We start from the raw sequence: 25471 nt of genomic DNA on the forward strand, positions 1-25471 counted from the left end.
GCGAAGGGCGCTCTGCTTTTGCTTTTTCTTGTGGCTTACAGCTTGAAGCTTGCCGCTGCTCCTCTAGAACAAATCGATTGGCGCCGCTTCGTCCGCTGGCAGCGGGCTGCCTGGTGCATTGCCGTTGCCCAGTTCATTCACCGACGGTGGCGTGTCTTCGGCCTTGAACAGTTCGAAATAAGCCCCCGGCGTGCCTGGAGTCGCCGCACGGCCGCTGACCGGGTCGACCCGCAGGCTCAGGATGCCTTCCGGTTCTGGTTGCGTATGAGGCGGCAGGTCTTTGAGCGCGGCGCCCATGTAGTTCATCCAGATTGGCAGCGCGACAGTACCACCGAATTCCTTGCGGCCCAAGCTTTCGGGCTGGTCGAAACCGGTCCAGACCGTGGTCACGTAATCGGCGTTGTAGCCGGAGAACCAGGCGTCCTTGGATTCGTTGGTGGTGCCGGTCTTGCCGGCAATGTCGCTGCGGCCAAGGGCCAGGGCGCGGCGGCCGGTGCCGAGTTTGATCACATCCTCAAGCATGCTGTTGAGAATGTAGGTAGTGCGGCCATCGACGATACGTTCAGCCACAGCGGGTGTCTGAGGCGCCGGTTGGGTGGTCAGTGCTTCGCCTGGCGTGGCGTTGACCGTAAAGGCCTCGGCGACTGGCGCAGCGATGCCATCGCTGGCGACGCCACCCTTCGGAACGCTCGGCGGATTGGCGACAAACAGCGTATCGCCATTGCGGCTTTCGACCTTGTCGATGATGTACGGGGTGATCTTGTAGCCACCGTTGGCGAAAGTGCTCCAGCCGGTAGCGATTTCCATCGGGGTCAGGGTGGCGGTGCCGAGGGCCAGGGACAGGTTGCGCGGCAAGTCCTGTTTGTTGAAACCGAACTTGCTGATGTAGTCGATGGTGCGGTCGACGCCCAGAGCTTGCAGCAGGCGGATCGACACCAGGTTGCGCGACTTGTACAACGCTTCGCGCAGGCGGATCGGGCCGAGGAAGGTGTTGGTGTCGTTTTTCGGACGCCAGACCTTGTCCAGGTACTCATCGACGAACACGATCGGTGCGTCGTTCACCAGGCTGGCGGCGGTATAGCCGTTATCCAGCGCGGCGCTGTAGACGAATGGCTTGAAGCTCGAACCCGGCTGGCGCTTGGCCTGCAATGCCCGGTTGTAGTTGCTCTGCTCGAAGGCAAAGCCGCCGACCAGCGAGCGGATCGCGCCGTTCTGTGGGTCGAGGGATACCAGCGCGCCCTGGGCTTGCGGGATCTGGCTGAACTTCAACGAGTTGTCCGGCTGGCGCTGAACGCGAATCAGGTCGCCGACCTGGGCTACATCCGACGGCTGCTTCGGATTGGGTCCCATGCTGTTGGTGTTCAGGAACGGGCGAGCCCACTTCATGGTGTCCCAGTTCACATGCTCGGTGCCGGTTCGAGTCAGGACCTGCAGGCCGTTCTTGTCGACCTGGGTGACGATGGCCGGCTCAAGGCTGCTGATGGTGCGCTGCTTGGTCAGTTCGGTGGCCCACGCCTCGCGGGTCTTGCCCGGCAGGCGCGATTCAGGGCCGCGATAGCCATGACGCTGATCGTAGGTCATCAGGCCTTCGTGGAGGGCGGTGTTGGCCATTTCCTGAAGGTTGCTCGGCACCGTGGTGGTGACGCGGAAACCTTCGGTGTACGCGTCGCTGCCATAGCGACCGACCATTTCGGCACGAGCCATTTCGGCGATGTAAGGGGCGTTCACTTCCGGTGTCGGCACGTGGTAGCTGGCGTTCAGCGGTTCGTTGATCGCGGCGGTGTAATCGGCTTCGGTGATTTTTCCGAGCTTGTACATGCGCCCCAGGATCCAGTCACGACGCTCCTTGCTGCGTGCCGGGTTGGCGAGCGGGTTGAAGCGTGACGGGGCTTTTGGCAGGCCGGCGATCATTGCCATCTGCGCCAGGCTGACGTCACGAATCGACTTGCCATAGTAAACCTGCGCCGCCGCCTCGATGCCGTAGGCGCGGTTGCCCAGATAGATCTTGTTGACGTACAGCTCGAGGATTTCGTCCTTGGTCAGCTGCCGTTCGATCTGCAAGGCCAGGAGGATTTCAGTGGTTTTGCGCGAAAAGCTGCGCTCGCTGGTCAGGAAGAAGTTCTTCGCTACCTGCATGGTGATGGTGCTGCCGCCGGACTGGATGTGACCGCTTTTGACCAACTGGGTGGCGGCCCGCATCAGGCTGCTGGGGTCGACGCCATAGTGATTGGCGAAGTTATCGTCTTCAGCACTTAGTAACGCATTGATGAAGTTGGGGGGAATGTCGGCGAAACGGATAGGAGTGCGGCGCATTTCGCCAAACTCTGCGATCAACTTGTTGTCGCTGCTGTAGACCCGCAATGGAATCTGCAACTGGATGCTTCTCAGCGCCTCCACCGACGGCAAACCGGGGCTAAGGTAAAGAAACGCCCCGCTCAGACCCAGAAGCAGTCCGCAGAAAACCGCGACGATGGACCAACCGAAAAATTTCAGCAGACGAATCAAGGCTTTTGGATATCCAGGGCAAAAAATGAATTAGGCATCAGGGTTCAGGCTAAAGGAAAACGACCCGCGCTTGAGAAAAACCGGAAAAAAACGCTGGGCATTATAAGCATTTTTCCACCGCAGGCGTCATTGAAGGCTGCTGTCAAGACGGGTGGATGGAACGCAACACACATTACAGAGTCCGTAACTCACGGATAGTCATAGGGAATTGCTAGTGCCAGGACTCTTCAACAAAAAAGCCAATACGCTTTTGGGTATCGACATCAGCTCCACATCGGTAAAACTTCTTGAACTGAGCCGTCATGGCGAGCGCTATCGGGTCGAGGCCTATGCGGTCGAACCGCTGCCTGCCAACGTGGTTGTCGAGAAAAACATCGCCGAACTCGAAGGTGTGGGCCAGGCGCTCACCCGTGTTCTGATCAAGGCCAGAACCAGCCTCAAGAACGTCGCCGTGGCCGTTTCCGGATCGGCGGTGATTACCAAGACCATCGAAATGGATGCCGGTCTTTCCGATGACGAGATGGAAAACCAGCTGAAGATCGAGGCCGATCAGTACATCCCTTATCCCTTGGACGAAGTCGCCATCGACTTCGAGGTTCAGGGTGCATCAGCACGCAACCCCGAGCGGGTCAGCGTGCTGCTCGCGGCCTGTCGCAAGGAGAACGTAGAAGTCCGTGAAGCGGCGCTGACCCTGGCCGGCCTGACCGCCCGTGTGGTCGACGTGGAGGCCTATGCCCTGGAGCGATCCTTCGGCCTGCTGGTGAATCGATCGGCAATCTCCGAGGGAGGGCTGGTGGCGGTGGTCGACATCGGCGCCACCATGACCACCCTGAGCGTGCTGCTCGACGGGCGAATCATCTACACCCGTGAACAATTGTTCGGCGGTCGACAATTGACCGAAGAGATACAGCGTCGGTATGGCCTGACCGTTGAGCAGGCAGGGCTGGCGAAGAAGCAGGGCGGGTTGCCTGACGATTACATCAGTGAAGTGTTGCAGCCGTTTCGCGAGGCATTGGTGCAGCAGGTTTCGCGTTCATTGCAGTTTTTCTTTGCCTCCGGTCAATACCACCCGGTCGACCACATTTTGTTGGCGGGCGGTACGGCGTCTGTCTCCGGACTGGATCGGTTGATCGAGCAGCAATTGGGCACACCGACGCAGGTGGCCAATCCGTTTGCCGACATGGCGCTGAGCAGCAAGGTCAACGCTTCGGCACTGGCCAATGACGCGCCGGCCCTGATGATCGCCTGCGGGCTCGCCCTCAGGAGTTTCGACTGATGGCGCGGATCAATCTTTTACCCTGGCGCGAGGAGCAGCGTGAAAGGCGCCGCAAGCGGTTTTTACTGATTCTGGTCGGCGCACTGGCAGGGGCGGTTGGCGCTGTATTGATCGCAAATCAGGCGATCAATAACGCCATCGATCGGCAGATTGCTCGCAACGATTACATTGGCAAGCAGATCGTCGTGGTCGATGAGCGGATCAAGCAGATCAGTGATCTTAAGGTTCGTCGCCAGCAACTGGTCGAGCGCATGCGCATCATTCAGGACCTGCAGGGCAACCGGCCGATCAGTGGGCGAATGTTTGATCAGTTGGCGCGGACCCAGCCTGAAGGGGTCTATTTCACCGAAGTAAAAATGGCTGGCAAGACCCTGTCCATTACCGGTGCGGCAGAATCCAATAACCGTGTTTCCGACCTGATGCGCAATCTGGATGCCTCCGACTGGTTCGACGCGCCCAGCCTGACGGAAGTGAAGGCAACCACCGCCGGCCAACTGGACCAGGCCAACGTCTTCCAGTTGACCGTTCGTCAGACTCAGCCTGCAGCCCTGGAGGACGGAAAATGAGTCTGTCCGAATGGTTCGAAGGCTTGCGCAAGATCGACATCAACGATCTGGACACCAGCAACATCGGTTCCTGGCCGCCCGCGATCAAGGTCGTAGTGGGTGCACTGCTCATGGTTCTGGTATTGGCAGTTGGTTACAGCTTTTCCACGAGCGAGCTTGAGAGTCGGCTCCATCTCAAGCGCGAGGAAGAATCGACCCTAAAGGAACAATTTGCCACCAAGGCCCATACGGCGGCGAATCTGGAGCTGTACACCCAGCAGATGAAGGAAATGGAGAACTCCTTTGGCGTGCTGCTGCGGCAACTGCCCAGTGACACCGAAGTGCCCGGCCTGCTTGAAGACATCACCCGTACCGGTTTGGGCAGCGGCCTGGAGTTTGAAGAGATCAAACTGTTGCCGGAAGTCACCCAGCCGTTCTACATCGAACTGCCGATCCAGATTACCGTCACCGGCGCCTATCACGACTTGGCCACTTTCGTCAGCGGTGTAGCCGGTCTGCCGCGCATCGTCACTTTGCATGATTTTGACCTGGCGCCGGCAAATCCCGACGGCGGGCCGAAGTTACGCATGAGCGTCCTGGCCAAGACCTATCGCTATAACGACAAGGGGTTGCACCCATGAGCCCGATTCGTGTCTTTTCGATGGTCGTGGCGTTGGTCGTCCTGGCCGGTTGTGGTGGCAGCGATGACTTCAGTGATCTCGATGCTTACATGAACGAAATGCGCCTGCAGGCGCCGGGCAAGATTGAACCAACGCCGACATTCCGGTCTTACCCGGCATTCACTTATAACGCCGCCAACCTGCGCAGTCCGTTTTCCCCGCAACTCAGAATCGACCAGGCCGGGCAGAGACACGGCTCGCGCAACGTCAAGCCCGACCCCAATCGGGTCAGGCAATACCTCGAAGGTTTCAACATCGAGCAGTTTGAAATGGTCGGCACGATCGCCAATACGACAGGCTCCTTTGCGCTGCTGCGCGGGGCCGGCGGGGTACATCGGCTGAAAGTCGGAGATTACCTGGGGCGCAACGATGGTCGGATCGTCGCCATCAGTGCCTCGCAAGTCGATGTGGTCGAAATCGTCCCCGACGGCGAAGGTGCCTGGCTGGAAAGGCCGCGGACCATTCCTTTGAAAGAACACACATAGTGGAACTCGAATGATGAACAGGATTTTCTCCACCCTCGGAGTGTCGCTATGGATAGCGCTGCTGTCGCCGATGGTACAAGCGGCCAACCTCAAGGCGCTGGATGTCGCCGCGCTGCCTGGGGACCGCGTCGAGTTAAAGCCGGCGTTCGATGAACAACCTCCGATGCCCCATGGCTATACGACGGAGTCCCCTGCGCGGATCGCGCTGGACTTGCCCGGTGTCGTCAGTCAGCTGGCGAACAAAACGCGCGATCTGGGCAGTGGCAATGCCCGAAGTGCGACGGTGGTCGAAGCCAAGGATCGCACGCGGCTGATCATCAATCTGACCCAGTTGACCCCTTACAACGCACGGGTCGAAGGCAACAACTTGTTTGTGGTGGTGGGCCAGGGCGCCAAAAGTACGACATCCAGGCCGCCAGCCGCTGTGGCCCCGTCGCGTGCACTTGCGCCGACGACGAAGGCCATTCGCGCAGTGGATTTTCAGCGCGGCACCCAGGGCGAAGGCAATGTGGTGATCGATTTGTCGGACCCATCCATTGCGCCAGACATTCAGGAGCGTGATGGCAAGATCGTCCTGAGTTTCGCCAGGACCCGATTGCCTGAACCACTGCGCGTACGCCTGGACGTCAAGGACTTCGCCACGCCGGTACAGTTCGTCAATGCCGGCGCCACAGGTGACAGGGCCACGATCACGATCGAACCCAGCGGTGCCTTCGACTATTCGACCTATCAGACCGACAACAAGCTGACCGTCAGCATTCGCCCGATGTCCGTCAATGACCTGCAAAAGCGCAATGCCGACCGCTACGCCTACAGCGGTGAAAAGCTCTCGCTGAACTTCCAGGACATTGATGTGCGCTCGGTACTGCAACTGATCGCCGACTTCACCAATCTTAATCTGGTGGCCAGTGACACGGTGCAAGGGGGCATCACCCTGCGTTTGCAAAACGTGCCCTGGGATCAGGCGTTGGACCTGGTGTTGAAAACCAAGGGGTTGGACAAGCGCAAGATCGGTAACGTCCTGCTGGTGGCGCCGGCCGATGAAATCGCCGCTCGGGAGCGTCAGGAGCTGGAGTCGCAGAAGCAGATCGAGGAGCTGGCGCCATTGCGGCGCGAATTGCTTCAGGTCAATTACGCCAAGGCGGCCGATATCGCCAAACTGTTCCAGTCGGTGACCAGCGCCGAGGCAAAGGTCGACGAACGGGGTTCGATCACTGTCGATGAGCGGACCAACAACATCATTGCCTACCAGACCCAGGATCGGCTCGATGAACTGCGTCGAATCGTGGCGCAGTTGGACATCCCGGTGCGACAGGTGATGATCGAGGCGCGTATCGTCGAAGCCAACGTCGACTATGACAAGAGCCTCGGGGTGCGCTGGGGTGGTTCGATCCAGAACAAAGGCAACTGGAACACATCCGGCGTCAGTAATGGTGCGAACGCTTCCACGACCATCGGCACGCCGGGAAGTACCAGTACCAATGCGCCGTTCGTCGACCTGGGTGCGGCGGGAAATACCTCGGGGATCGGCATCGCGTTCATCACCGATAACGTGCTGCTTGATCTGGAGCTGACGGCCATGGAAAAAACCGGCAACGGCGAAATCGTCTCGCAACCCAAGGTGGTCACGTCGGACAAAGAGACCGCCAAGATCCTCAAGGGCACTGAAATTCCCTATCAGGAAGCCAGTTCCAGCGGCGCTACCTCGGTGTCCTTCAAGGAGGCCTCGCTGTCGCTGGAAGTGACGCCGCAGATCACTCCGGACAACCGGATCATCATGGAGGTCAAGGTCACCAAGGACGAACCGGACTACCTGAACAAGGTGCAGGATGTGCCGCCCATCAAGAAAAATGAGGTCAACGCCAAGGTCCTGGTCAACGATGGCGAGACCATCGTCATTGGTGGCGTTTTCTCAAATACTCAAAGCAAGGTTGTAGATAAGGTGCCATTTCTTGGCGATGTGCCGTATCTTGGCCGCCTTTTCCGGCGTGACGTGGTTTCGGAGAAAAAATCCGAGCTGTTGGTGTTTCTCACACCGCGTATCATGAATAACCAGGCGATTGCTGTGAGTCGTTGATTCTGTGCGAAATTTGATTCTTGTAGGACCGATGGGGGCTGGAAAAAGCACCATCGGCCGGTTGCTGGCCAAAGAGCTGCGCTTGCCATTCAAAGATTCCGATAAGGAAATTGAATTACGCACGGGCGCCAATATCCCATGGATCTTCGACAAGGAAGGCGAACCGGGCTTTCGTGACCGCGAGCAGGCAATGATTGCCGAACTCTGCGATTACGACGGTGTGGTGCTGGCGACCGGCGGTGGCGCAGTCATGCGCGAAGCCAATCGCCGGGCGCTGCATGCCGGCGGACGTGTGGTCTATCTGCATGCCTCTGTCGAGCAGCAGGTCGGTCGTACGTCCCGCGATCGCAATCGGCCCCTGTTGCGCACCGCCGATCCGGCCAAGACCCTTCGGGATTTGCTGGCTATCCGTGATCCGCTTTATCGGGAAATCGCCGATCTGGTGGTGGAAACCGATGAGCGGCCGCCGCGAATGGTTGTACTCGATATTCTCGAACGCTTGCAGCAGCTGCCTCCCCGTTAATAGGCAGCGCGAAATGCGCTATCCTCGGCGTCCTGCCACGACCGCTCAAGGTTGTGGCGAACGGTTTGACAGCGGCGTCACACCAGCAGAGGCCGTGGACATTTGTTAACTCAAGGCAGGATGCCTGATTCCATCTTCACTGTGGGGACACATGCAGACACTCAAGGTCGATCTAGGCGAGCGCAGCTACCCGATTCATATTGGCGAAGGTTTGTTGGATCAGCCCGAGCTGCTGGCCCCGCATATCCGCGGACGGCAAGTGGCCATCGTCTCCAACGAAACCGTTGCGCCGCTCTATCTCGAACGTCTGACCCGCAGCCTCGCGCAGTTCTCGGTGATCTCCGTGGTGCTGCCCGACGGTGAGGCCTTCAAGACCTGGGAAACCCTGCAACTGATTTTCGATGGTCTGCTGACCGCGCGGCACGACCGCCGCACTACAGTGATCGCCCTCGGTGGCGGCGTGATCGGCGACATGGCCGGTTTTGCGGCCGCCTGCTACCAGCGCGGCGTCGATTTCATCCAGGTCCCGACCACCTTGCTGTCGCAAGTCGACTCTTCGGTGGGTGGCAAGACCGGCATCAATCACCCGCTGGGCAAGAACATGGTCGGCGCTTTCTACCAGCCGAACGTGGTACTGATCGATACTGCTTCCCTCAAGACCCTGCCTCCCCGCGAGCTGTCCGCCGGTCTGGCCGAAGTCATCAAGTACGGACTGATCTGCGATGAGCCGTTCCTGACCTGGCTCGAAGATAACGTCGATCGGTTGCGCAATCTTGATCAACAAGCGCTGACTTATGCCATCGAGCGCTCCTGCGCAGCCAAGGCGGCGGTTGTCGGGGCTGACGAAAAAGAGACCGGTGTGCGTGCCACGCTCAACCTGGGGCATACCTTTGGTCACGCCATCGAAACCCATATGGGTTACGGTGTCTGGCTGCATGGCGAAGCGGTTGCCGCTGGCACCGTGATGGCGTTGGAAATGTCCGCACGCTTGGGCTGGATCAGCGAACAGGACCGCGACCGTGGCATTCGCCTGTTCCAGCGCGCCGGCCTGCCGGTCATCCCGCCTGAAGAGATGAGCGAAGCCGATTTCCTCGAACACATGGCAATTGATAAAAAAGTGATCGACGGTCGATTGCGCCTGGTGCTGCTGCGCCGCATGGGCGAAGCGGTGGTGACCGACGATTATCCGAAAGAGGTTCTACAGGCCACGCTGGGAGCGGATTACCGCGCCCTGGCTCAGCTTAAAGGTTAATAAGAACGCGATGACTAGTTTGCATGCCGACGAGGCTTTCCTCGGCCATTACCAGTTGAGTCATGACCCTTTTGCTCCACGGGTGCCTGGCTTCAAATTTTTCCCGGCCCAGCGCAAACCGGTGCTGGGGCAGTTGCACCACCTGGCGCGCTACAGCCAGTTGCTGCTGGTAGTCACTGGCCCGCAAGGCAGTGGCAAGACCCTGCTGCGTCAGGCCCTGGTGGCCAGCACCAACAAGCAGTCGGTGCAGAGCGTGGTGGTTTCCGCCCGTGGCGCTGGGGATTCGGCTGGCGTACTGCGTCAGGTCGCCCAAGCGCTGGACATTGCCCAGGCGGAGGTCGGTGCCATTCTGGATCAGGTGGTGCAGCTCGCTCTCACGGGGCAGGAAGTCTATTTGCTGGTGGATGATGCCGAGCAGCTCGACGAGTCTGCCCTCGAAGCCTTGATGGCGCTGGCCGCCGGTGCGCCGGAAGGTCGTCCGCATGTGTTCCTGTTCGGCGAGTCGTCGTTCATTGCCCAGCTTGAGGCTTTGCATCTCGAAGAAGAGCGCTTCCACGTCATCGAGTTGCAGCCTTACACCGAAGAAGAAACCCGCGAATATCTGGAGCAGCGTCTTGAGGGCGCGGGTCGGGGTATCGAACTTTTCACCGCGGATCAGATCTCTGATATTCACGAAAGCTCCGACGGTTGGCCTGGCAACATCAACCAGGTCGCCCGCGATGCAATGATCGAAGCCATGATTGCCAGCCGCTCAGCGGTCAAGCGTCCAAGTATGGGGTTCAATATGCCGAAGAAACACGTATTGGCGATTTCCGCCGTCGTCGTGGTCGCGGTAGCCGCCGCCTGGCTGATGCCGGGTCGCAGCAAAGCACCGACCACGGGGGCACCCGCCAACGAACAGGCGCAATTGCCGCTCGGCCAGGGTTCGTCGAACGGTGGCGCACCGGCCGTCGAATTCGCCGGCAACACGCAGCCGATGCCACTGCCGTTGGTCGGTAATTCGCAACCGGTTATGCGTGGCCCGCTCGCCGAAGCCGCCGGTGGCATCACCGAGGGCGACGATGGCGTGCCGGTGGAAGGCTCCAGCGCAACGCCACCGACCGTGACCACGATCGCGCCGCCTGAGGGGGCTCCGGCTGGTCCGGCGCCAACGCCAACGCCAACTCCAGCGGCCAAGCCGACACCAGCGCCGACTCAGGTCGCTACCGCCAAGCCAGCACCGGTTCCGGCTCCGGCTCCGGCTCCTGCCGCCAAGCCTGCTCCGGCACCAGCCAAACCGGCCGTTGCCGCTGCTGCCAAGCCTGCCGAGAAGCCGGTCACCGCGACCAAGGCCGCCGGCGGTACCTGGTACGCCGGTCAGGCGCCGGGCAATTACGTGGTACAAATCCTCGGCACCAGCTCCGAGACGACCGCGCAAAGCTTCGTCAAAGAGCAGGGCGGCGAGTACCGTTATTTCAAGAAAGTCCTCAACGGCAAACCGCTTTACGTCATCACTTACGGTAGCTTCGCCAGCCGCGATGCAGCTGTTACCGCCATCAAGGCCTTGCCAGCGAAGGTTCAGGCTGGTAAACCTTGGCCACGCTCTGTCGCCAGTGTCCAACAGGAACTGGCAACAGCTCGCTGAAGATTCGGCGGCCTTACCCAGGCCGCCTCTCTCCCGGCACCTCAAAATTTCTGCAACGCATGCGTCCTTCGGGGCGCGTGCGTTGTGGTGTCTGCGTCACAGTAGTCTTTGAGTCGTTGCGGTCAAAATTAAAAAAGTTTTGACTAGCACAGCAGATCGCTTTAAACCTTTCACAAATGCGACATAGATTTGCGACATTTCGTCGTCAAATTTGTGAGGCCAAGTGTCGGTGTGTACAATGACCTCCCTTTTGCCCCCGCAAAGCTGGCGTACGTTCGGCGCGGATGGCAAGTGGTTGAATTGAAAAGAAATTTGCCTTGTTAAGAGGCAGCCTGGTGAGAAAGTGTCTATGAAAGCAGGTCTGTACCAACCAGATGAATTCAAGGATAACTGCGGTTTCGGCCTGATAGCCCATATGCAGGGCGAGCCCAGTCATACCCTTTTGCAAACGGCCATCGAGGCCCTGACCTGCATGACCCACCGCGGTGGGATTAATGCCGACGGCAAGACCGGTGACGGTTGCGGTCTGCTGATTCAAAAGCCGGACGTGTTCCTGCGAGCCATCGCCCAGGAAACGTTCGGCGTCGAAATGCCCAAGCAATATGCCGTGGGCATGGTCTTCTTCAACCAGGACCCGGTCAAAGCCGAAGCCGCTCGCGCGAACATGAACCGCGAGATTCTGGCCGCCGGCCTGCAATTGGTCGGCTGGCGCAAAGTGCCGATCGACACCAGCGTCCTCGGCCGCCTGGCCCTTGAGCGCCTGCCGCAGATCGAGCAAGTGTTCATCGGCGGTGAAGGCCTGAGCGACCAGGAAATGGCGATCAAGCTGTTCAGTTCGCGTCGTAAATCGTCCGTGGCCAACGCTGCCGACGTCGATCACTACATCTGCAGCTTTTCCCACAAGACCATCATTTACAAAGGCCTGATGATGCCGGCGGATCTGACCGCCTTCTATCCAGACCTGAGCGATGAGCGCCTGAAAACCGCAATCTGCGTGTTCCACCAGCGCTTCTCCACCAATACCCTGCCGAAATGGCCGCTGGCTCAACCGTTCCGCTTCCTGGCGCACAACGGCGAGATCAACACCATCACCGGCAACCGCAACTGGGCCGTGGCCCGTCGCACCAAGTTCGCCAACGACCTGATGCCCGATCTCGAAGAGCTCGGTCCGCTGGTCAACCGTGTCGGCTCCGACTCCTCCAGCATGGACAACATGCTCGAGCTGATGGTCACCGGTGGCATCGACCTGTTCCGTGGTGTGCGGATGATCATTCCGCCTGCGTGGCAGAACGTCGAAACCATGGACCCGGATCTGCGTGCGTTCTACGAATACAACTCGATGCACATGGAACCGTGGGACGGTCCGGCCGGCGTGGTAATGACCGACGGTCGCTACGCGGTGTGCCTGCTCGACCGTAACGGTCTGCGTCCGGCGCGTTGGGTCACCACCAAGAACGGTTTCATCACCCTGGCTTCGGAAATCGGTGTCTGGAACTACCAGCCTGAAGACGTGATCGCCAAAGGTCGCGTTGGCCCGGGCCAGATCTTTGCCGTGGACACCGAAACCGGTCAGATCCTCGATACCGATGCGATCGACAACCGCCTGAAGTCCCGTCATCCGTACAAGCAATGGCTGCGCAAGAATGCCCTGCGCATCCAGGCGACCATGGAAGACAACGACCACGGTTCGGCGTTCTACGACGTCGATCAGCTCAAGCAATACATGAAGATGTACCAGGTCACGTTCGAAGAGCGCGACCAGGTGCTGCGTCCGCTCGGCGAACAAGGCTACGAAGCCGTGGGTTCCATGGGCGACGATACGCCGATGGCCGTGCTGTCCCAGCGCGTGCGTACGCCGTACGACTATTTCCGCCAGCAGTTCGCGCAGGTCACCAACCCGCCGATCGACCCGCTGCGTGAAGCCATCGTCATGTCGCTGGAGATCTGCCTCGGTGCCGAGCGCAACATCTTCCAGGAGTCGCCGGAACACGCTTCGCGCGTGATCCTCAGCTCGCCGGTCATTTCCCCGGCCAAATGGCGCTCGCTGATGAACCTCGATCGTCCGGGCTTCGAGCGCGCGATCATCGACCTCAACTACGACGAGAGCGTCGGCCTCGAAGCGGCGATTCGCAACGTTGCCGATCAGGCTGAAGAAGCCGTGCGCGCCGGTCGTACCCAGGTCGTGCTGAGCGACCGTCACATTGCCCCGGGCAAGTTGCCGATCCACGCTTCCCTGGCCACCGGCGCGGTACACCACCGCCTGACCGAAAAAGGCCTGCGCTGCGACTCCAACATCCTGGTGGAAACCGCGACCGCTCGCGATCCGCATCACTTCGCAGTGCTGATCGGTTTCGGCGCCTCTGCCGTTTATCCGTTCCTGGCTTATGAAGTGCTGGGCGATCTGATCCGGACCGGTGAAGTACTGGGTGACCTCTATGAGGTGTTCAAGAACTACCGGAAGGGCATTACCAAAGGCCTGCTCAAGATCCTGTCGAAGATGGGCATTTCGACCATCACCTCGTACCGTGGTGCGCAGCTGTTCGAAGCCATCGGCCTGTCCGAGGAAGTCTGCAATCTGAGCTTCAAGGGCGTACCGAGCCGCATCAAGGGTGCGCGTTTCGTCGACATCGAAGCCGAGCAGAAAGCCCTGGCCACCGAAGCCTGGAGCCCGCGCAAGCCGATCCAGCAGGGCGGCCTGCTGAAGTTCGTCCACGGTGGCGAATATCACGCGTACAACCCGGACGTGGTCAACACCTTGCAAGCCGCGGTGCAGCAGGGCGACTACAGCAAGTTCAAGGAATACACCTCGCTGGTGGACAACCGACCGGTGTCGATGATCCGTGACTTGCTCAAAGTCAAAACCCTCGACACGCCGCTGGACATGAGTGAGATCGAACCGCTGGAATCGGTACTCAAGCGCTTCGACTCCGCCGGCATCTCGCTGGGCGCCCTGTCGCCGGAAGCTCACGAAGCCCTGGCCGAAGCCATGAACCGCCTCGGTGCGCGTTCCAACTCCGGCGAAGGCGGCGAAGACCCGGCGCGCTACGGCACCATCAAGAGTTCGAAAATCAAGCAGGTTGCCACTGGCCGTTTCGGTGTGACCCCGGAGTACCTGGTCAACGCCGAAGTGCTGCAGATCAAGGTCGCCCAGGGCGCCAAGCCCGGCGAAGGTGGTCAATTGCCAGGCGGCAAGGTCAACGGTCTGATCGCCAAGCTGCGTTACGCGGTACCAGGCGTGACCCTGATTTCGCCACCGCCGCACCACGACATCTACTCGATCGAAGACTTGTCGCAGCTGATTTTCGACCTGAAACAAGTCAATCCGAAGGCGCTGGTCTCGGTGAAGCTGGTAGCGGAAGCGGGCGTCGGTACCATTGCTGCCGGTGTGGCCAAGGCCTATGCCGACCTGATCACCATTTCCGGCTACGACGGCGGCACCGGTGCTTCGCCGCTGACCTCGATCAAATACGCGGGCGCTCCGTGGGAACTCGGCCTGGCCGAAACTCACCAGACCCTGCGTGGCAATGACCTGCGCGGCAAGGTTCGCGTGCAGACCGACGGCGGCCTGAAAACCGGCCTCGACGTGATCAAGGCTGCGATCCTCGGCGCTGAAAGCTTCGGCTTCGGCACCGCGCCGATGATCGCCTTGGGGTGCAAATACCTGCGCATCTGCCACCTGAACAACTGCGCCACTGGCGTTGCGACTCAGAACGAGAAGCTGCGCAAGGATCACTACATCGGCACCGTCGACATGGTGGTGAACTTCTTCACCTACGTCGCCGAAGAAACCCGTGAGTGGCTGGCCAAGCTGGGCGTGCGCTCCCTTGAAGAGCTGATCGGCCGTACCGATCTGCTGGATGTACTCGAAGGCCAGACCGCCAAGCAGCATCACCTGGACCTGACCCCGTTGCTGGGCAGCGATCACGTGCCGGCGGACAAGCCGCAGTTCTGTGGCGTCGAGCGCAACCCACCGTTCGACAAGGGCCTGCTGGCCGAGAAAATGGTCGACATGGCCACCTCGGCAATCAACGACCTGAGCGGCGCCGAATTCGAACTGGATATCTGCAACTGCGACCGCTCCATCGGCGCGCGGATCTCCGGCGAAATCGCCCGTAAGCACGGCAACCAGGGCATGGCCAACGCGCCTATCACCTTCCGCTTCAAGGGCACGGCTGGTCAGAGCTTTGGTGTGTGGAACGCCGGTGGCCTGAACATGTACCTGGAAGGCGATGCCAACGACTACGTCGGCAAAGGCATGACCGGCGGCAAACTGGTCATCGTTCCGCCGAAGGGCAGCGTCTACAAGACTCAGGACAGTGCCATCATCGGTAACACCTGCCTGTACGGCGCCACGGGTGGCAAGCTGTTCGCCGCCGGCACCGCGGGTGAGCGTTTCGCCGTGCGTAACTCCGGTGCCCACACCGTGGTGGAAGGCACTGGCGATCACTGCTGCGAGTACATGACCGGTGGTTTCGTCTGCGTCTTGGGCAAGACCGGTTACAACTTCGGCTCTGGCATGACCGGCGGTTTCGCCTACGTGCTCGACCAGGACAACACTTTCGTTGACCGGGTTAACCACGAACTGGTGGAAATCCAGCGGATCAGCGGCGAGGCGATGGAAGCCTACCGTAGCCATCTGCAACGCGTGCTGAACGAGTACGTCGAGGAAACCGACAGCGAGTGGGGTCGTGAACTCGCCGAGAACCTCGATGATTACGTGCGCCGTTTCTGGCTGGTCAAGCCCAAGGCTGCCACCCTGAAATCGTTGCTTTCCAGCACCCGTGCCAACCCGCAGTGATATGCGCCTGAAGAGTTTGATGAGGTTTTAACAATGGCTGAACGTCTGAATAATGACTTCCAGTTCATCGAGGTCGGGCGCAAGGATCCGAAGAAGAAACTGTTGCGTCAACGCAAGAAAGAGTTCGTGGAGATCTACGAACCGTTCAAACCCCAGCAGTCGGCCGACCAGGCCCACCGCTGCCTGGGCTGCGGTAACCCGTATTGTGAATGGAAGTGCCCGGTGCACAACTTCATTCCCAACTGGCTGAAACTGGTGGCCGAGGGCAACATCCTCGCCGCCGCCGAGCTGTCGCACCAGACCAACACCCTGCCGGAAGTCTGCGGCCGGGTGTGCCCGCAGGACCGGCTGTGCGAGGGTGCCTGCACCCTCAACGACGGTTTTGGCGCGGTGACCATCGGTTCGGTGGAGAAGTACATCACCGACACCGCGTTCGCCATGGGCTGGCGCCCGGACATGTCCAGGGTCAAACCGACCGGCAAGCGTGTCGCCATCATCGGGGCAGGTCCTGCGGGCCTGGGCTGTGCCGACGTGCTGGTGCGCGGTGGCGTGACGCCGGTGGTGTTCGACAAGAACCCGGAAATCGGCGGCCTGCTGACCTTCGGTATCCCCGAGTTCAAGCTGGAAAAGACCGTGCTGAGCAATCGCCGCGAAGTCTTCACCGGCATGGGCATCGAGTTCCGCCTCAACACCGAGGTGGGCAAGGATGTGACCATGGAGCAACTGCTCGAAGAATACGATGCCGTATTCATGGGCATGGGCACCTACACCTACATGAAAGGCGGCTTTGCCGGTGAGGATCTGCCGGGCGTGTATGACGCGCTGGATTTCCTGATCGCCAACGTCAACCGCAACCTGGGCTTTGAAAAGTCGCCGGAAGATTTCGTCGACATGAAAGGCAAGAAGGTCGTGGTACTCGGTGGTGGCGACACGGCCATGGACTGCAACCGGACATCGATCCGCCAGGGTGCCAAATCGGTGACCTGTGCCTATCGTCGTGACGAAGCGAACATGCCGGGCTCGCGCAAAGAGGTGAAGAACGCCAAGGAAGAAGGCGTGAAATTCCTCTACAACCGCCAGCCGATCGCTATCGTCGGTGAAGACAAGGTCGAAGGCGTGAAGGTGGTCGAGACCCGTCTCGGCGAACCGGACGCCCGTGGCCGTCGCAGCCCCGAGCCGATCCCGGGTTCCGAAGAGATCATCCCGGCAGACGCCGTGGTCATCGCCTTCGGTTTCCGCCCGAGCCCGGCGCCGTGGTTCGAGCAGTTCAGCATCCAGACCGACAGCCAGGGCCGCGTCGTGGCACCGGAACAAGGTCAGTACAAGCACCAGACCAGCAACCCGAAAATCTTCGCCGGTGGCGACATGGTGCGCGGTTCCGATCTGGTGGTGACGGCGATCTTCGAAGGCCGTAATGCGGCTGAAGGGATCCTGGATTATCTGGGTGTCTAAAGACACCAGCTTCAAGCTACAAGTTGCAAGCTACAAGTCACAGCGCTTGCGGCTTGCAGCTTGAAACTTGCAGCTGCTCCCCTGCGACCAATTGACCCGATAGACAAAAGGTGCGGCGCTTGCCGTGCCTTTTGCGTCGACCTCTGAGAAAATGCCCGCACTTTTTTTCCGGATGCCGACATGACTGCCCTGAAGAACGACCGTTTCCTGCGCGCACTGCTCAAGCAACCCGTAGACGTCACCCCTGTGTGGATGATGCGTCAAGCCGGCCGCTACCTGCCGGAATACCGCGCCAGCCGCGCCAAGGCCGGTGATTTCATGAGCCTGTGCATGAACCCGGCGTTCGCTTGCGAAGTCACGATGCAGCCGCTCGACCGTTATCCACAGCTGGATGCGGCGATCCTCTTCTCCGACATCCTCACCATTCCGGATGCCATGGGCCAAGGCCTGTACTTCGAAACCGGCGAAGGTCCGCGCTTCAAGAAAGTCGTCAGCACCCTGGCCGACATCGAAGCCCTGCCGATTCCCGATCCGCAGAAAGACCTGGGCTACGTGATGGACGCTGTCAGCACCATCCGCCGCGAACTCAATGGTCGTGTGCCGCTGATCGGCTTCTCCGGCAGCCCATGGACCCTGGCCACCTACATGGTCGAAGGCGGCTCGTCGAAAGACTTCCGCAAGACCAAGGCCATGCTCTACGACAACCCGCAAGCCATGCACCTGCTGCTGGATAAACTCGCGCAGTCGGTCACCAGCTACCTCAACGGCCAGATCATGGCTGGCGCGCAAGCGGTGCAGATTTTCGACACCTGGGGCGGCAACCTGTCGGCGGCGGCCTACCAGGAGTTCTCCCTGGCCTACATGCGCAAAATCGTCAGCGGCCTGATCCGCGAGCACGAAGGTCGCAAGGTGCCGGTGATCCTGTTCACCAAGAACGGCGGCCTGTGGCTGGAAAGCATCGCCGATGCTGGCGCTGACGCCTTGGGCCTGGACTGGACTTGCGATATCGGCAATGCACGTGAGCGCGTCGGCAGTAAAGTCGCACTGCAAGGCAACATGGACCCGACCGTGCTTTACGCCAAGCCTGAAGCGATTCGCGCCGAAGTCGGCCGCATCCTTGCCAGCTATGGCAAGGGAAGCGGCCACGTGTTCAACCTGGGCCATGGCATCACGCCGGAAGTCGATCCTGAGCATGCAGGTGCTTTCTTGCGCGCGGTGCATGAGTTGTCGGCGCAGTATCACGAGTAAACCTTTGAAGCTTTAGAAAAACCTGTCTGGCCCGCGCCGGGCAGGTTTTTTTATGTATTTAATCTTCGTGTTTAGTTGGGGTAGATTGCAGTGAGAAGCTTTTTCATCCGTTGTAGGATGGAGAAGTAGAGAGAATGTTCCCGCTGTTAGTAGAGACTTTCCCTACATAGAAAACTCATTCATCCAAGTAAGGTTTCGGACCCTTGCCCAGCCCGGTGCTGAGCAATATCGCAAACATCGGCGCCAGTAATTCGCGCCTTACTCTTCGATATGTAGTCCGGAATTCATGTGATGAAAAATACTTCTTACAAGGGAAGTGCGTTAGCTGTCTGCACTTCTTCAATGATCCTGTTATCGGCAATGTTGGCGTCTCAAGGTGCTTCTGCTCATGGCTATCTGGAAGTGCCGCCCTCGCGTGCGCTGCTTTGCCAGAAAGGCTTGAATACCAACTGTGGTGGTGCGCAATACGAACCGCAAAGTGTCGGTGAGACTTTTAAAGGTTTCCCGGCCGGTACGGGTGGTGCTCCGTTACAAGGGCCGGTAGACGGAAAAATTCCGAGTGGTGGTCACTCGTTGTTCTCCGCTCTGGACGCTCAGTCTGCTACCCGCTGGCATCTGACGGAAATCAAGGACCGCACGATCGATTTCCAATGGCACTACACGGCGGTGCACCCTGCGACCAAACATGAGTACTTCATTACCCGCAACGGCTGGAACCCGAACGAATCCCTCAAGCGCGCCACTTTCGAAAGCACGCCGTTCTGCACTGTCGACGGTGGCAATCAGAAACCATCCAACAGCGACAAACACAATTGCACCATCCCGGCCGACAAATCCGGTCAGCATGTGATTCTTGCAATCTGGACCGTCGGCGACACCGATGCAGCGTTTTACAACGCCACGGACGTGAACATTCTGGCGGAACCGGAGCTGCCGGGTGGCTGGTCCTCCGTGGGCAGCATTGCGCCTTCGACTCAGTTGCTGGTCGGCGACAAGGTCAAGGCCCGCGCATTCTCGGCCAACGGCGAAAACCCGCAATACAGCGTTGAAATTTCCATCGATAACGCTGAACAAGGTTTGCCGAACAACTGGTCGTTCAAGCTGGCAGAGGCCATCAACAAGGCTCACACCCTCATCCGCGCTGGCGTTCGTGATGAAAACGGCGCCATCGAACCGGTCAAGGGCAACAATAGCTTGTACGCTCAAAAAGAGAGCGGCGTAACCCGTTACGAAGTTCAGCTGGACATGAAAGAAGACGCTGCGGCGCGCATGTCGGTGGCTTCCCAGCAAGCCGAATACGTGTTGGAAAAAGGTCTGGTCAAGGTCGACTTCAGCATGATCTCCAACCGCCAGATGAACGTTGAAGCGACCTTGTTCGACGAGAAAAACAAGCCGGTCGGTTCTACGGCTGCGCGTGCGGAAAGCGGCATTACCAATCTCGTCATGGATGTTCGCAGTAATCCTGGCAAACATACCCTGACACTGGTCGGCACTACTCTGGATGGCCGTACCACCCGCCAGGATACCCAGACCACCAACCTGGCCGGTGAAGGCGCCGGTGCCGACTATGACTTTGTGTTCCCTGAAGGTCTCAGTGACTACAAGGCGGGCACCAAAGTGCTGCAACCGAAGACCAACGAAGTCTTTGAATGCAAGCCGTTCCCTGCATCGGGCTACTGCAAGCAATACAGCCCGACCGCCAACGGCTTTGAACCAGGCATTGGTGCGCACTGGCACATGGCCTGGGACAAGATTTAAGTCCGCGCCGTAGCACTTCGGGCAGCCCATGAAGGGTTGCCTGAAGGTTGAAATCCCTATTGAACATCGAGTAACCCGTCGTGAATTTTTCACTGAAGGTGGTGACCCTTTTCGTCCGGCAAATGCGTGTGGTTGGTCTGTTGGTTTTATCGGTGGGCTACGCCGTGTTTGTGGTGTGGCAGGAATGGCACTTTCGTGAGCTGCTACCTCGACCTTCATCGGTCGTAGCGGCGACGACACCCTCACCTGATCGTATGCCACTGGATGCGACAGGAGTGGCGATGGTGTTTGGTTTGGCGAGCGAGGCCACGCCGCAGGTCAGTGCCGAACCGTTCACCTTGCAGGCCAGTTTTGTCGTCAGCAATGGATTGTCCAAGGCGTTGCTGGCCGATGCTCAAGGTTCGCGTCTGTATCAAGTAGGCGAACGATTGCCGGGGGGAAGCGTTCTGCGTCGGGTCGAGGCTAATCAAGTGCTGTTATGGAACAAGGGCCGTGAAGAACGATTGACGCTGCAATCGCACGCCGCACCTTTCCTGCACCCATTCGAAGCCTCAGCCAACGTAAAGGCTCCAACCGCTTCCGCACGTTATCTACGCCCGCTCACTGGGCCGTCAGAGTGATCGAACCCATGAACAGTTTCATTGGCGCGCAATTCCTGCGCGCCATGCTTCTTCTTGCCGTGCTGTCAGCAGCGACCTTGCCGGGCACGTTGCAGGCCGAGGAAGAGAAATGGCAGTTGGCGATGAACAACGCCGAGTTGCGCGACATCGTCGAAGAAATTTCGTCCATTCTCGGGACTACCGTGGTGCTGGACCCGAGAGTCTCCGGGCGCATTACCGTCATGTCGCGCCAGGCCCTTGATCGCGAAGGCGTTCGCCGGTTGTTCTATTCGGTACTCGATGCCCACAACTTCACGGTGATCGACGAGGGTGACCGGATTCTGATTGCGCCAGTGGCAGAAGCTAAAACCCGTGCCGGCAGCGGTTCCGCAAAAAACGTCACCGCCTCGCAATTTGTCACCCGGGTCATCGAGCTCAATACCAGCAGCGCCGCAGACATCGCCGGGCTGGTGCGACCGCTGATCTCGGTCAATGGCTATGTCGGCCCGTCAGTGTCGGCCAATGCGCTGGTGGTGACGGACACGGCCGCCAATGTTCAACGCATTGCCCGAGTGGTTCGGCAACTGGACTCCGGGCAGGGCGACATGCACGCGGTGGTTCAATTGCAGCACGCCCAAGCCAGCGATGTGGCCTCGTTGATGGGGGCTTCTCTAGGCAAACGCAACGCCGACACCGCGATCCAGGTTCTGGCCGACAATCGGACCAACCGCCTGATCCTCATCGGCCCCCCGGCAGTCCGCCAACGCTTGACCGAGCTTGCTCGCGGTCTCGATGTCCGCGCCACGGCGAGTCCTGACAACGCCCGTGTGCTGCGCCTGCGCCATAGTGATGCCAGGCAACTGGCCGAGATTCTGGAATCCATGGGGCAGGGCACAAAGGCGCCTGCGACCCTTGCTGGCGTGAAGGAAACGTCCTCTGGCACGACTTTCATGATCAAGGCCGACGAAAGCCAGAATGCGCTGGTGCTGATTGCCGAGCCGGCGCAAGTCAAGATCATCGAAAGCATCGTGCGGCAGCTGGATCAGCCTCGGGCGCAAGTGCTGATCCATGCCGCCATCGTCGAAATTTCCGGGGACATCGCCGAAGCGGTGGGTGTGCAATGGGGCATTAACACCGGTGATGCCAAGGGTTTCATCAACTTCCCCGGCACGGATATTCCCATCGTCGGCGGACTGAAATTCGACGAGAAAAAATCGGCGCCGGAAGGCGCTATTCTGCAGCTGGGCGGTGACCGTTTCGGTGCGTTGATTTCAGCCCTGGCCAGTAACACCCGCAGCAATCTGCTCTCCACGCCGAGTCTTCTGACCCTGGATAATCAGGAAGCAGAAATCATCGTCGGTCAGAACGTACCGTTCAAAACCGGTTCCTACGCCACCAGCAGCAGCGGCGCGGATAATCCGTTCACCACGGTCGAACGCAAGGATGTGGGCATCAGCCTGAAGATCAAGCCTTATATCAACGACGGTTCGAGCTTGCGCCTGGAAGTCGAACAAGAGGTGTCGGACATCGCACCGTCGGTATCAGGCATTGATTCCTCTGACCTGATCACCAACAAACGGGCGCTCAAGAGCACCATCCTGGCCGACGATGGCGAAATCATCGTGATTGGCGGCCTGATCCGCGACAGCGTGCGCACCCAAAAAAGCGGGGTGCCGTTGTTGCGCGACATTCCTTACCTCGGCGCCCTGTTTCGCTGGACCCGGGATACCCAGACCAAAAGCAATCTGATGGTGTTCTTGCGGCCCACCATCGTGCGCAGCAAGGAAGATCTGGTCGACGTCAGCCAGCAGCGTTACAACGCGCTGCGAGACTTGAGCAAGCCGGGGGCACAGGGCAATAACTCGTTGCTGCTACCCGCCGATGCGCGTCAGTTGTTCGAGCCTGTGTCCGATGCGCCGCTGTTCGACTTGCGCCAACCGGCGCTCCGTACACCATGACGGCCTCGACCGTGGTTTGCGAGCCGCTGCCTTTCGGGTTTGCCCGCCGATTCGGCGTTCTGTTGGTACACGAAGGCGATGAGTGGACCTTGGTGATACGCAGCGATACGCCACTTACGGCCGTGGCCGAAGCGCGTCGCGTGTGTGGCCAGGATCTACGGGTGCGACTGCTGCAACCCGAGGTGTTTGCGGCTCGGCTGGCGGCTGCGTATCGCGAAGGGCAGAGCGCCGCCGAGCAGGTTGCACAAGGGCTGGACGAAGAGCTTGACCTGCTGAGCCTGGTGGACCAGGTACCGCAAACCGCCGACCTGCTGGAGCAACAGGGCGATGCGCCGATCATCCGCCTGATCAACGCGTTGCTCAGCGAGGCTGTACGCGAGCATGCGTCCGACGTGCATCTGGAAACCTTCGAGCAGTATCTGTCGGTGCGTATGCGCGTCGACGGGCAATTGCGCGAAATGCTTCGGCCAAGACGTGAATTGGCAACGCTGCTGGTGTCGCGGATCAAGGTCATGGCGCGGCTGGACATCGCGGAAAAACGGGTTCCCCAGGATGGACGGATGGCGCTGCGCTTGGCCGGGCACGAAGTGGATGTGCGGGTCTCGACGCTGCCGTCGGCGCATGGTGAACGGGTGGTGTTGCGCTTGCTAGACAAACAGGCCGGACGCCTGGATTTGCAGCGCTTGGGCATGCCGAACGACATCCTCGCGGCCTTGCGCCGATTGCTGGGCAAACCCCATGGCATCCTGCTGGTTACCGGACCCACCGGCTCCGGCAAAACCACCAGCCTGTATGCCGCGCTGAGCAGTCTGAACGATCAGACCCGCAACATTCTTACGGTCGAAGATCCCATCGAATACCACCTGCCGGGGATCGGCCAGATGCCGGTCAATCCAAAGGTCGACATGACTTTCGCCCGAGGTTTGCGGGCGATTTTGCGACAGGACCCGGACGTGGTGATGGTCGGTGAAATCCGCGACCGCGAGACCGCGGAAATTGCCGTCCAGGCTTCGCTGACCGGGCATTTGGTGCTTTCGACCTTGCACACCAACAGTGCTGTCGGCGCGGTGACGCGATTGGTGGACATGGGCGTCGATGCCTATCTGCTGGCGTCGTCATTGGTGGGCATTCTGGCCCAGCGGTTACTGCGCAGGTTGTGTGGTCATTGCAAGGTGTCGTACAGCGCGGACGCAGTGGCGTGCCGGCGGCTGGGGCTCGACTCTGCGGCACCGCCGATGCTGTTCCGAGCGGTGGGGTGCGATCAGTGTCAGCACGGTTATCGCGGGCGAATCGGGATCTATGAGCTGATCGGCGTGACGCCTGCCGTATCGACGCTGATTCATCAAGGCGCCAGTGAGCAGGCGTTGCTGGGTGAAACGCGCAAGGCGTCACGCAGCCTGTTTCAGGATGGCCGCCAACGGGTGCTGGACGGCGTGACCAGTCTCGATGAGTTACTGCGCGTGACCCAGGAGGACTAGGCGTGCCGACATTCGAGTACCGCGCTGACGATGCACAGGGCCGACGTTGCAAGGGCCGGCTTGAAGCCGACAGCCCGCGTCATGCGCGGCAACTCATGCGCGAGCGAGGCTTGTGGCCGCGTGAACTGCACGAGGTCAGGGTGGGGGGCGACAGAGGGGCGCAGCCACGGGGCGGACGTCTCAGCGCCGCGGACCTGGCGCTGTTGACGCTGCAACTGTCCACCCTCGTTCAGGCCGGTTTGCCCCTTGAGGAAGCCCTTGAGGCCGTAGCGAAACAGAGTGCCAAACGAAAGGTTGTCGGTCTGTTATCGGCGGTCCGCAGCCGGGTGATGGAAGGCCATGCCCTTTCCACAGCGTTGGGCCTGTTTCCCAAAGCGTTCCCCGAATTGTTTCGTGCCACCGTCGCTGCCGGTGAGCGCTCCGGCCATTTGGGTGATGTGCTCGAGCAGCTCGCGGCTTACACGCAGGCGCGTCAGGCCTCGCGACAGAAAATCCAGATGGCCCTGGTGTACCCGTTGATCCTGATGCTGACCAGCGTGGTGATCGTCGGCTTTCTGCTCGGTTACGTAGTGCCGGACGTGGTGAGGATTTTCATCGATAGCGGCCAGGCGTTGCCTGGGCTGACCGTGGCGTTGATCAGCGTGAGCGACGGTTTGCGCAATCATGGTCTGCTGATGCTCGGCGGGTTGGCCATGCTGCTCAGTCTCTGGCGTTGGAGTCAGCGTCAGCTGGTGTGGCGGCTGCGCTGGCATCGTCTGGCGTTGAAGCTACCGGTGATTGGCGAAGTGCTGCGGGCGATGGAGGCGGCGCGGTTTGCCAGCACTCTGGCAATCCTCGGTAAAAGCGCGGTGCCTTTGGTCGACGCCCTGGAAATCGCCGCCGCCGTGATCGGCAACCTGACCATTCGCGCGCGCATGGCCGATGTCGCCCGCTCGGTCCGCGAGGGCGGCACTTTGACCCGTGGCCTGGAACTGAGTGGTGACATCCCGCCGATGATGCTGCACATGATCGCCAGCGGCGAACGGGCCGGGGAACTCGATCGCATGTTGGCCCGCGCCGCCGAGCAACAGGAAAGCAGCCTGGCGGCGCGCATCGCCTTGGTGGTGAGCCTGTTCGAGCCGGTGATGCTCGTGCTGATGGGCGCCGTTGTGCTGCTGATCGTCCTGGCCATCCTGCTTCCCATTCTCAGCCTCAACCAATTGGTGAATTGACC

17 protein-coding genes are annotated in these 25471 nt (G+C 59.9%); 16 read left to right on the forward strand and 1 reads right to left on the reverse strand.

Features of this window, described 5'->3' with window-relative positions; all coding sequences use genetic code 11:
- Positions 1-63: 63 nt before the first annotated feature.
- Complete coding sequence (locus FFS64_RS02695) at positions 64-2502, reverse strand: penicillin-binding protein 1A (RefSeq protein WP_372242160.1); 2439 nt, start codon at positions 2500-2502, stop codon at positions 64-66.
- Positions 2503-2719: 217 nt separating this feature from the next.
- Between FFS64_RS02695 and FFS64_RS02700 the strand changes: the two genes are divergently transcribed.
- The 16 genes from FFS64_RS02700 to gspF all read left to right on the forward strand — a co-directional run bounded on the left by FFS64_RS02700 (position 2720) and on the right by gspF (position 25469).
- Complete coding sequence (locus FFS64_RS02700; protein ID WP_137804118.1) at positions 2720-3781, forward strand: pilus assembly protein PilM; 1062 nt, start codon at positions 2720-2722, stop codon at positions 3779-3781.
- Positions 3781-4347 carry a PilN domain-containing protein gene (locus FFS64_RS02705; RefSeq protein WP_137804119.1) on the forward strand — a complete coding sequence of 189 codons (567 nt, stop codon included), beginning with the start codon at positions 3781-3783 and terminating at the stop codon, positions 4345-4347. Before FFS64_RS02700 ends, FFS64_RS02705 begins: the two co-directional genes overlap by 1 nt.
- The gene (pilO, locus tag FFS64_RS02710; protein WP_137804120.1) at positions 4344-4967 is read left to right on the forward strand and encodes a type 4a pilus biogenesis protein PilO; all 624 of its coding nucleotides are present in this window, start codon (positions 4344-4346) and stop codon (positions 4965-4967) included. The genes FFS64_RS02705 and pilO overlap by 4 nt, the downstream gene beginning before the upstream one ends.
- Positions 4964-5491, forward strand: a complete 528-nt coding sequence (locus tag FFS64_RS02715) for a pilus assembly protein PilP (RefSeq protein ID WP_137804121.1) — start codon at positions 4964-4966, stop codon at positions 5489-5491. The genes pilO and FFS64_RS02715 overlap by 4 nt, the downstream gene beginning before the upstream one ends.
- A 13-nt stretch (positions 5492-5504) precedes the next feature.
- Positions 5505-7568, forward strand: a complete 2064-nt coding sequence (gene pilQ, locus FFS64_RS02720; protein ID WP_137804244.1) for a type IV pilus secretin PilQ — start codon at positions 5505-5507, stop codon at positions 7566-7568.
- A gap of 4 nt (positions 7569-7572) precedes the next feature.
- Positions 7573-8091, forward strand: coding sequence for a shikimate kinase AroK (aroK, locus tag FFS64_RS02725; protein WP_056725695.1), 519 nt, complete (start codon positions 7573-7575; stop codon positions 8089-8091).
- Positions 8092-8242: 151 nt separating this feature from the next.
- Positions 8243-9343, forward strand: a complete 1101-nt coding sequence (aroB, locus tag FFS64_RS02730; protein WP_137804122.1) for a 3-dehydroquinate synthase — start codon at positions 8243-8245, stop codon at positions 9341-9343.
- A gap of 10 nt (positions 9344-9353) precedes the next feature.
- Positions 9354-10967, forward strand: coding sequence for an AAA family ATPase (locus FFS64_RS02735; protein ID WP_137804123.1), 1614 nt, complete (start codon positions 9354-9356; stop codon positions 10965-10967).
- Positions 10968-11316: 349 nt separating this feature from the next.
- Entirely contained in the window at positions 11317-15765 is a 4449-nt protein-coding gene (gene gltB, locus FFS64_RS02745) for a glutamate synthase large subunit (RefSeq protein WP_137804124.1), read from the forward strand.
- Positions 15766-15798: 33 nt separating this feature from the next.
- A complete protein-coding gene (locus FFS64_RS02750; protein WP_137804125.1) occupies positions 15799-17217 on the forward strand; it encodes an FAD-dependent oxidoreductase in 1419 nt (472 codons plus the stop codon).
- A gap of 180 nt (positions 17218-17397) precedes the next feature.
- Positions 17398-18465 (forward strand): uroporphyrinogen decarboxylase, encoded by a 1068-nt coding sequence (gene hemE, locus FFS64_RS02755; protein WP_137804126.1) that lies wholly within the window; start codon positions 17398-17400, stop codon positions 18463-18465.
- Between the two features lie 291 nt (positions 18466-18756).
- The gene (gene gbpA, locus FFS64_RS02760) at positions 18757-20223 is read left to right on the forward strand and encodes an N-acetylglucosamine-binding protein GbpA (RefSeq protein ID WP_137804127.1); all 1467 of its coding nucleotides are present in this window, start codon (positions 18757-18759) and stop codon (positions 20221-20223) included.
- Between the two features lie 80 nt (positions 20224-20303).
- A complete protein-coding gene (locus FFS64_RS02765) occupies positions 20304-20843 on the forward strand; it encodes a type II secretion system protein N (RefSeq protein WP_256660394.1) in 540 nt (179 codons plus the stop codon).
- Positions 20844-20851: 8 nt separating this feature from the next.
- Positions 20852-22780, forward strand: a complete 1929-nt coding sequence (gene gspD, locus FFS64_RS02770) for a type II secretion system secretin GspD (RefSeq protein ID WP_137804128.1) — start codon at positions 20852-20854, stop codon at positions 22778-22780.
- Positions 22777-24258: a type II secretion system ATPase GspE gene (gene gspE / locus FFS64_RS02775; protein WP_137804129.1), complete on the forward strand. Its 1482-nt coding sequence runs from the start codon at positions 22777-22779 to the stop codon at positions 24256-24258. The genes gspD and gspE overlap by 4 nt, the downstream gene beginning before the upstream one ends.
- 2 nt (positions 24259-24260) lie before the next feature.
- Positions 24261-25469, forward strand: coding sequence for a type II secretion system inner membrane protein GspF (gspF, locus tag FFS64_RS02780; protein WP_137804130.1), 1209 nt, complete (start codon positions 24261-24263; stop codon positions 25467-25469).
- Positions 25470-25471 lie beyond the last annotated feature (2 nt).

The sequence above is a fragment of the Pseudomonas sp. G(2018) genome, assembly GCF_005502415.1.
Classification (GTDB): domain Bacteria; phylum Pseudomonadota; class Gammaproteobacteria; order Pseudomonadales; family Pseudomonadaceae; genus Aquipseudomonas.